Consider the following 8,801-nt stretch of genomic DNA (forward strand, 5'->3'; position numbering starts at 1 on the left):
CACGTGGATGTCGCGCTTCCCGGCCGACACACCACGTGGATGTCGCGCTCTCCGGGTACCGGGCGAAGTGGTTGTCGTGCATTCCGGACCATGGCACGCGAAGCGCGACAGCCACCTCGGCAGGCACCCGGAAAGGCGACAACCATCCCCCGCTGGCCGCATGCCAGCCAGGGTTCACGCCCAGCACAGGCGTCGTTGCGAGCGGACGCCCGCCGCGGCGCAGCGGGCGCTCCCGCCGGTGCCCGCCAAACACTCCGCTCCGGAGACTTCGCCACGATCGAGGAATCCGCCGACGCGAGCGGAGCCGATTTTCGGGAACACAACCTCTACCGGGGCCCGGCGATATCGATTTCGGGAAGACCACCTCTACAGGTGCCCCGTTGAAGCGGACTTTCGGGAAAACCGCCTCGCCGCAAACGGCACCGGCCGCGGGACGCGGAGTTATCCACCGGTCCGAGGTGAGTGCGGCGAAGTGTCGGGGGGCTCCCCTAACCTGGCCGACATGAGTGCCACCGCCGCCGACCCGTGCCCCACCCCGGGCGCGACGACCCCGCCCTCGGCCGGGAGCGCCTCACCCGCTCCGGCGCCGCGAGATGCCGGGTCCCCCGACGGCCCGGCACCCACCAACCCGACATCCGTGACCGCAGCTTCCGCGAGCGCAGCGCCCGCACCCACGAACCCCGCCCCGGTACCCGCTGGCACGGCCCCCACGCCCGACGGGCGGCCCGGGCTGACGATCATCGGATCGCTCTCACCGTCACGGGCCTCGGACTTCAAGACCTGCCCGCTGCTCTACCGCTTCCGCAGCATCGACCGGCTGCCCGAGCGTCCGAGCATCGCCGCCACCCGCGGCACGCTCGTCCACGCCGTTCTGGAGCGGCTCTTCGACCTGCCGGCCGGGCAGCGGTCGCCGGCCGCGGCGGAGGCGCTCCTGGAGCCGGAGTGGAGCCGGCTCAGCGCCGACGCGCCGGAGCTCACCGAACTGTTCGAGACGCCGGAAGCGCTCACCGACTGGCTGGCGTCCGCCCGGTCGCTGCTCTCGGCCTACTTCACGCTGGAAGATCCGAACCGGCTCGCACCGGCCGAGCGCGAGCGGCTGGTCGAGGTGGTGCTCGACTCCGGGCTGCGGCTGCGGGGGTTCGTCGACCGCATCGACGTGGCACCGAGCGGCGACATCCGGGTGGTCGACTACAAGACCGGCGCCGCACCCCGCGAGTCGTTCGAGGGCAAGGCGATGTTCCAGCTCAAGTTCTACGCGCTGGTCATCTGGCGGACCCGGGGCGTGGTACCTCGGCTGCTCCGGCTGCTCTACCTGGGCGACCGGGAGGTACTCGACTATGCCCCCGACCCCGACGAGCTGCTGCGGTTCGAGCGGACGCTGCAGGCGATCTGGGCCGCGATCGACCGGGCCACCGCCGCACGCGACTTCCGCGCCAATCCCGGTCCGCTCTGTGGCTGGTGCGACCACCAGGCGCTCTGCCCGGCGCACGGCGGCACGCCCCCGCCGTTCCCGGAGGTCCTGCCTCCGCTCACCGAGTCGGTCACCACCCCCGCCGCCGACGACTGATCCCGCCGACGCCCCGTCAACCCGCCCCGCGCCGGCCGACCGTCACGCCGAACCGCCCAATGACCCCCCGCGCCGGACGATCACCCTGCCGGGCCACACCGCCCGGCAGGATTCCCTCAACGCGCAACCGCGACGCGGTCCTGCCGCGCCACCCCCGATGTTTCGCCACCGCGGCGCCCGGTGGTTTCCGAGCGCGCCACCCAGACGCATTCCCACAGCACCGCTCGGCTCCCTCTGCCGACGCCGCCGCGCGATCCGTGCCGCCGCACACGCTGGCCCCGGCCGCGCTTACCGGCACCCCGCGCTAACCGGCACCCCGTGTTGACTGGCACCCCGTGTTGACTGGCACCCCGTGTTGACTGGCACCCCGCGCTGACTGGCACCCCGCGCTGACTGGCACCCCGCGCTGACTGGCACCCCGCGCTGACTGGCACCCCGCGCTGACTCGCCCCCGCGCAGACTCGCCCCCGCGCAGACTCGCCCCCGCGCAGACTCGCCCCCGCGCAGACGCGCCCCGCGCAGACTCGCCCCCGCGGCGACGCTCAGCACCCCCCACCCGGGTCGCGGTGGCCGCGTCCGCCCCACGGGCATCAGCGCGCCAGGACCGGTCGGCAAAGATGAGTGCCATGCGGTTCCTCTGGCCCTCCGTGGCGCGCCTCGCCGCCAGGCCGCTCGCCCCGGCCCTGCGACGCGACGCACGCCCCGGCGACCCACGGCCGGGCGACCCACGGCCGGGCGACCCCCGGCCCGGCGACCCCCGGCCCGGCGACCACAAGCCCGGCGACCCCCAGCCAGGCGACCCCCAGCCCGGCGACCCACGGCTGGGCGACCCACGGCGGAAGGACCCACGACCCGCTCACCCCCGGCGCGACGACGCACCGGACGGAACCGACGAGACGTACGAGCCCACCACCCCGTTCTGGCGCGACGCGGAGTTCTGGCGCGCGCTCGGCATCGACACCGCGCTCGCCGGGGCGATCCTCCTGCTGTTCGCGGTCGTCGCCGGCCCGGTCGAGCCGGGTCCGCTGCGCGCCGAGGGCGGCCTCGGCTGGGCGATCGGGGTGGTCGTCGCGGGTGTCGTCCCGGTCGCACTGCGCCGGATCGCCCCGCTCGTCTCGGTCGGGCTGGTGTGCGCCGTCATGCTGCTGGCCGAGGGTCGGGCCGCGAGCATGGGCTCGGTCGCGGTCGCCGCGCTGATCGTCGCGTACACCCGCGCCGCGCTGGCTCCGCTGCGCCAGGCCGTGCTCGCGACGCTGGCGCTGGGTGCCTGCGGCGCAGCGGTCGGGCTGGTCGGACCGGGGCCGAGCGGACCCCGCTGGGCCACCGTCTCGGCCGGGTTGCTGGCGTTGCTCGCCTGCTTCTTCCTGGGGAGGACGGTGTTCACTCGGCGGGCGTACACCGCGGCGCTGGAGGAGCGGGCGCGCGTGGCCGAGCTCAACCGCGAGACCGCAGCCCGCCAGGCCGTGCTCGAGGAACGCCGCCGGATCGCCCGCGAGCTGCACGACATGGTCGCCCACCACGTGAGCGTGATGGGCGTCCTGGCCACCGGCGCCCGGCGGATGCTCCGCCGCGATCCGGACGCCGCCGACGAGGCGCTGCGCACGATCGAGGACACCGGACGGGCCAGCCTGCGGGAGATGCGCCGACTGCTCGACGTCCTGCGCTCCGACGACGAGCGCGCCCCCGAGGAGCCGCCGCCGCCCGCTCCCGGAGTGGCCGGGCTGGAGCACCTCGTCGAGCAGGTCCGCGAGGCCGGGCTCCCGGTGGCGCTGACCGTCATCGGGTCCGCGCCGGACCTGGAACCCGGCGTCGACCTGACGGTCTTCCGGGTGGTCCAGGAGGCGCTGACGAACACGCTCAAACACGCCGGCGCCGCCCACGCCCGGGTCACGCTGGAGTTCGCCGTCGACGGCGTCCGGATCACGGTGACCGACGACGGGCACGGGCCGGCACTGGGCGCCAGGCGCCTGGGCCACGGCCTGGTGGGGATGCGGGAGCGGGTCGCGCTCTACGGTGGGACGCTGCGGACCGGCGCACGGCCCGGGGGCGGCTTTCAGGTCTCGGCCCGGTTGCCCCTCGACAGCCCGCTCCGGCCGTCCCGGACGAGCGACCAGCGGCCGGACACCGCGCCCGCCCAGGAGATACCGCAGGCACCACCGTCCGTGGAGATCTCCACGCCGCAGAGAGACTGAGCTACGAGAGGGCGAAGTGACCGACCCCGCTGCATCCCGACGGATCCAGGTTCTCCTGGCCGACGACCAACCGCTGCTCCGCACCGGCTTCCGGATGGTGCTCGGCGCCGAGCCGGACCTCGACGTCGTCGGCGAGGCAGGCGACGGCGTGGAGGCCGTCGAGCTGACCCGGCGACTGCTGCCGTCGGTGGTCCTGATGGACGTGCGGATGCCCCGGCTGGACGGGGTGGCCGCCACCCGCGCGATCGTCGCCGCCGGGCTGCCCAGCCGCGTCCTGGTGCTGACGACGTTCGACCTGGACGAGTACGTGGTGGGCGCGCTGCGGGCGGGCGCCAGCGGCTTCCTGTCCAAGGACGTCCCCGCCGAGGAGCTGATCACCGGGATCCGCACGGTCGCGGCCGGGGACGCCGTCGTCTCGCCGCGCATCCTCCGTCGGCTGCTCGACCAGTTCGCCGATCGCCTGCCCGAGCCCGGCGTCGACCGGCGCGGGCCGCTGTCCGCGCTCACCGAGCGGGAGCAGGAGGTGTTGACGTTGATGGCGCGCGGCCGGTCGAACGGCGAGATCGCCCGCGAGTTGTTCGTCAGCGAGACCACCGTCAAGACCCACGTCGGTCACGTGCTGACCAAGCTGGGCCTGCGCGACCGCGTCCAAGCGGTGATCCTCGCGTACGAAACCGGGTTGGTCCGGCCACAGTCCTGAATCATCGTCAACCTCGGGTTGACGCCACTGGAGCGTCAACCTAGGGTTGACGCATGACCACACCACAGATGCCCCCCAGCGTTGGACTCGACAGCTTGATCGCCGGCATCAAGAAGGTGCACGACGACCCCCTGGAGCAGCTCTCCACCGCGGTGATGACCGCCGAATCCCTGGGCGAGGTCGCCGATCACCTGATCGGCCACTTCGTCGACCAGGCTCGCCGGACCGGCGCGTCCTGGACCGACATCGGCCGCAGCATGGGCGTGACCAAGCAGGCGGCGCAGAAGCGGTTCACCCCGAAGGAGTCCGCGCTCGACCCGTCGGCCGGCTTCGGGCGCTTCACCCAGCGGGCGCGGCACGTCGTCGTCGCGGCGCAGGAGGCGGCCCGCGACGCCCACAACGCCGAGATCACCCCGGCGCACCTCGTGATCGGGTTGCTGACCGAGCCGGACGCGATCGCGGGCAAAGCGCTCGTCGCTACCGGCGTCACTCTGGACGCCGTCCGCGCCGCCGTAACGCCCACGGTGCCCCCGGCCGCGGAGACGGTCCCGGCGCTGATCCCGTTCAACGGCGAGGCCAAGAAGGTGCTCGAACTGACGTTCCGGGAAGCGCTGCGTCTCGGCCACAACTACGTCGGCACCGAGCACCTGCTGCTCGCCCTGCTGGAGCACGAGGACGGCGACGGCGTCCTCAGCGGCCTCGGCGTGACGAAGGCGGGCGTCGAGCCGTTCATCGCGGAAGCCGTCTCGGCGGCCGCAGCGGCCGCTCCGACGCAGGAATGAGTCGTCGAAGAGACTACGGCTCAGGGGAACCCTGAGAGTGGCCCAGGGGTCGGTGTCCCCCCTAGGTCGTACATCAGGACCAGACCGTACGACGACGAATACTCCTTGAGTCTCCCCTTACGTTGTGGTGGAGGCTGCAAACAACAGCACACGGGGTTAAGGGCGCGCTGTGTAATGGCGCGCCCTCGAAAGAAACGGGACGGAGAGGGCTGTGACAACGCCGCTGACCGACTCATCGACAGGCGACGCCGTCGGCAGTATCGCCGCTGCGCGGGCGGTCGACGTGTGGAAAGTCTACGGAAACACCGAGGACACCAGGGTGAACGCGCTCGCCGGCGTCACCGCCGAGTTCGAGCGGGGCAAGTTCACCGCGATCATGGGCCCCTCCGGGTCCGGCAAGTCGACGCTGATGCACTGCCTGGCCGGGCTGGACTCCATCTCCCGCGGCGAGGTCTTCATCGGCGGCACCCGGGTGGACACGCTGGGCGACAAGGGATTAACGCTTCTGCGCCGGGAGAAGGTGGGCTTCATCTTCCAGCAGTTCAACCTGCTGCCGACGCTCACCGCCGAGGAGAACATCACGCTGCCGCTCAACATCGGCAAGCGGAAGCCGGATCCGGAGTGGATGGCCACCGTCATCAAGACCGTGGGCCTCGGCGACCGGCTGAAGCACCGGCCGACGCAGCTCTCCGGTGGACAGCAGCAGCGAGTGGCCTGCGCGCGGGCGCTCGTCTCTCGTCCCGACGTGGTCTTCGCCGACGAGCCGACCGGTAACCTCGACTCCCGCTCGGGCGCCGAGGTGCTGCAGTTCCTGCAGAACTCGGTCCGCGACTTCGGCCAGACGATCGTCATGGTCACCCACGACCCGAACGCGGCGTCCTACGCCGACCGGGTCGTGTTCCTCGCCGACGGACAGATCGTCGACGAGATGGCCGACCCGACGAGCGAGCGAGTCCTGGACAAGATGAAGGCACTGGACACGTTCGGGGCCGCCTGATGTTCCGCGCCACACTCAAGAGCCTGCTCTCCCGGAAGCTACGGCTGACGCTCTCCGCGTTCGCCGTGGTTCTCGGGGTGATGTTCGTGGCCGGCTCGATCGTGATGACGTCGTCGCTGTCGAAGTCGTACGACTCGCTCTTCACCGAGATCAACAGCAGCATCGACGTCCAGGTGAACGCGAAGCCGAACCTCGAGGTCGAGTCGGCCGACTCGGCGTCCGCGACGATCCCCGAGTCGGTCGTGAAGGAGATCGAGGCGGCGCCAGGCGTCGCCAAGGTCACCCCGTCGGTGTTCGTCGACGGTGCTCGGGTGATCGGTAAGGACGGCAAGGTCGCGCCGTCGTTCGCGCCGCGCTACGGCTCCAACTGGGGCGGCGAGGACGGCCTGATCGAGCTGCGGGAGGGCCGCGGTCCGACCGCGCCGAACGAGGTCGCGGTCGACGCCTCGATCGCGAAGGCGCTCGGCTTCGAGCTCGGCGACACGGTCGGCATCCTGACGCTGCAGCCGAAGAAGGAGTTCACGCTCGTCGGTATCTTCGGGTACAGCGGCGACCGGGACACGCTCGGTGGTTCGCAGATCGTCGCGTTCACGCTGCCGGTCGCCCGCGACCTGATGCTCGGTGAGCAGGGCACCTGGACCGACGTCCAGCTGGTCGCCGAGGACGGCGTCAGCCAGGAGGAGCTGAAGACGACGATCGAGGGTGTCGTCGGCAGCGACTACATCGTCCGGACGCGGGACGAGATCAACGACGCGAACTCCGCGGACATCGAGGAAGCGCTCAGCTTCGTCAACTACATCTTCCTGGGCTTCGCCGGCGTCGCGTTGTTCGTCGGTATCTTCCTGATCCTCAACACGTTCTCGATGCTGGTCGCCCAGCGCACCCGGGAGCTGGCGCTGTTCCGCGCGATGGGTGCGGCCCGGGGCCAGGTGATCCGGTCGGTGATGTTCGAGGCGCTGGTGATCGGTGTGCTCGCCTCGGTGCTCGGCCTGCTCGCCGGCATCGGCGTCGGCGCGGCGCTCGGCGCGGTGTTCGGCAACTTCGGTGGCGCGAACATCGATCTGAAGCTGACCGTGCCGATCACCGCGATCATCGCGTCGTTCATCGTCGGTACCGGTGTCACGCTGGTCGCGGCGCTGTTCCCGGCGATCCGGGCGTCCCGGATCCCGCCGATCGCCGCGATGCGGGACGCCGCCACGCCGGACAAGCCGCTCACCAAGATCACGTCGATCGGCGGCGCGATCTTCGCCGTCGGTGCCGCGATCATGGCGTGGGGCCTGTTCAGCAGCGCGGACAACGCGCTCTGGGGTCTGCTCGGCGGCGTCCTGCTGGTGTTCATCGGGGTCGCGCTGCTGACGCCGATCATCAGCCGCCCGATCGTCTCGCTGCTGGGCCGGATCTTCGCCTGGTCGGTGCCGGGGCAGCTGGGCCGGCGCAACTCCGCCCGCAACCCGCGGCGGACCGCCATCACCGCGGCCGCGCTGATGGTCAGCATCGCGCTGGTCACCGGCGTCAGCACGATCGTGGCGTCGGCGAGCAAGAGCATCTCGTCCGCGGTCGGCGAGACGCTCAACGCCGAGCTGATCATCTCCGGGCAGCAGACCAGCGCCCAGCCGCCGACGTTCGACGTGGCCACGCTCGACAAGATCGAGCAGACCGACGGCGTCGAAGCGGTCGCGGGCTTCTACCTCGGCCCGGCGCAGATCAACAACGAGAACAGCTACCTGGCCGCGATGAGCGACCCGGCGGCGACTGCGCAGTTGATCGGGTTGAAGGCCAAGTCCGGGGAGATCGACCGGGTCGGCGCGAACCAGATCATCGTCGACGAGGAGACGGCCAAGGACGAGAACCTGCAGGTCGGCGACGAAGTGCCGGTCCAGCAGGTCCGCGGCGACGCGCAGAACTACGAGATCGTCGGCATCTACGAGCAGAACGATGCCGTCGGCGGCTTCATGACCGGCGAGTCGGCGGCGAAGAACTTCCAGATCGCCCAGCCGTCGCAGGCGTTCGTGAAGGTCGAGGACGGCGCCTCGGTGAAGGACGTCGAGGCCGAGGTCAAGACGCTGCTCGCGGACAGCCCGGAGGTGAACGTGCAGGACCAGAGCGCGTTCATCGACCAGATCACCGGGCAGTTCGACACGATCCTGACGTTCGTGCAGATCCTGCTCGCGCTGGCGATCCTGATCGCGATCCTCGGCATCGTGAACACGCTGGCGCTGTCGGTGATCGAGCGGACCCGAGAGCTGGGTCTGCTGCGGGCGATCGGCCTGCGTCGCTCGCAGACCACCCGGATGATCACGGTGGAGTCGATCGTGATCTCGGTGTTCGGCGCGCTGCTGGGCATCGTCGTCGGGGTCGGCCTGGGCGCGGCGATCGTTCAGGCGCTCAAGAACGAGGGCCTGACGCACTTCGCCCTGCCGTGGGGCCAGATGGGTACGTACCTGATCCTGTCGGTGCTGGTCGGGGTGATCGCGGCGCTGCTACCGGCGCTGCGCGCGGCTCGGCTCAACGTCCTGGCGGCCATCTCGTACGAGTGAGGTCGCCGCGGTGGCCGGGTCTCCCG

The 8,801-nt window shown here is 71.3% G+C and carries 6 protein-coding genes; all 6 read left to right on the plus strand.

Translation table 11 applies throughout. From position 1 onward, the window contains the following. The first annotated feature begins 502 nt into the window (after window positions 1–502). The 6 genes from ABEB28_RS36455 (at window position 503) to ABEB28_RS36480 (ending at window position 8,775) form a co-directional block, all read left to right on the plus strand. On the plus strand, window positions 503–1,567 hold the full coding sequence (locus ABEB28_RS36455; RefSeq protein WP_345732846.1) for a RecB family exonuclease: 1,065 nt from the start codon (window positions 503–505) through the stop codon (window positions 1,565–1,567). A 626-nt stretch (window positions 1,568–2,193) separates the two neighbouring features. Beyond that, window positions 2,194–3,759, plus strand: a complete 1,566-nt coding sequence (locus tag ABEB28_RS36460) for a sensor histidine kinase (RefSeq protein WP_345732847.1) — start codon at window positions 2,194–2,196, stop codon at window positions 3,757–3,759. Between the two features lie 16 nt (window positions 3,760–3,775). Then, the gene (locus tag ABEB28_RS36465) at window positions 3,776–4,459 is read left to right on the plus strand and encodes a response regulator (RefSeq protein WP_345732848.1); all 684 of its coding nucleotides are present in this window, start codon (window positions 3,776–3,778) and stop codon (window positions 4,457–4,459) included. 53 nt (window positions 4,460–4,512) lie between these two features. Continuing rightward, window positions 4,513–5,241, plus strand: coding sequence for a Clp protease N-terminal domain-containing protein (locus ABEB28_RS36470; protein ID WP_345732849.1), 729 nt, complete (start codon window positions 4,513–4,515; stop codon window positions 5,239–5,241). A gap of 211 nt (window positions 5,242–5,452) precedes the next feature. Beyond that, the gene (locus ABEB28_RS36475) at window positions 5,453–6,238 is read left to right on the plus strand and encodes an ABC transporter ATP-binding protein (protein WP_345732850.1); all 786 of its coding nucleotides are present in this window, start codon (window positions 5,453–5,455) and stop codon (window positions 6,236–6,238) included. Next, window positions 6,238–8,775 (plus strand): ABC transporter permease, encoded by a 2,538-nt coding sequence (locus ABEB28_RS36480; protein WP_345732851.1) that lies wholly within the window; start codon window positions 6,238–6,240, stop codon window positions 8,773–8,775. The genes ABEB28_RS36475 and ABEB28_RS36480 overlap by 1 nt, the downstream gene beginning before the upstream one ends. Window positions 8,776–8,801 lie beyond the last annotated feature (26 nt).

It is taken from the genome of Cryptosporangium minutisporangium, assembly GCF_039536245.1.
In the GTDB taxonomy this organism is placed as follows: domain Bacteria; phylum Actinomycetota; class Actinomycetes; order Mycobacteriales; family Cryptosporangiaceae; genus Cryptosporangium; species Cryptosporangium minutisporangium.

Coding starts and splice junctions, on each gene's coding strand:
- ABEB28_RS36480 (WP_345732851.1), top strand. CDS start 6,238: ATGTTCCGCGCCACACTCAAGAGCCTGCTCTCCCGGAAGCTACGGCTG.
- ABEB28_RS36455 (WP_345732846.1), top strand. CDS start 503: ATGAGTGCCACCGCCGCCGACCCGTGCCCCACCCCGGGCGCGACGACC.
- ABEB28_RS36470 (WP_345732849.1), top strand. CDS start 4,513: ATGACCACACCACAGATGCCCCCCAGCGTTGGACTCGACAGCTTGATC.
- ABEB28_RS36460 (WP_345732847.1), top strand. CDS start 2,194: ATGCGGTTCCTCTGGCCCTCCGTGGCGCGCCTCGCCGCCAGGCCGCTC.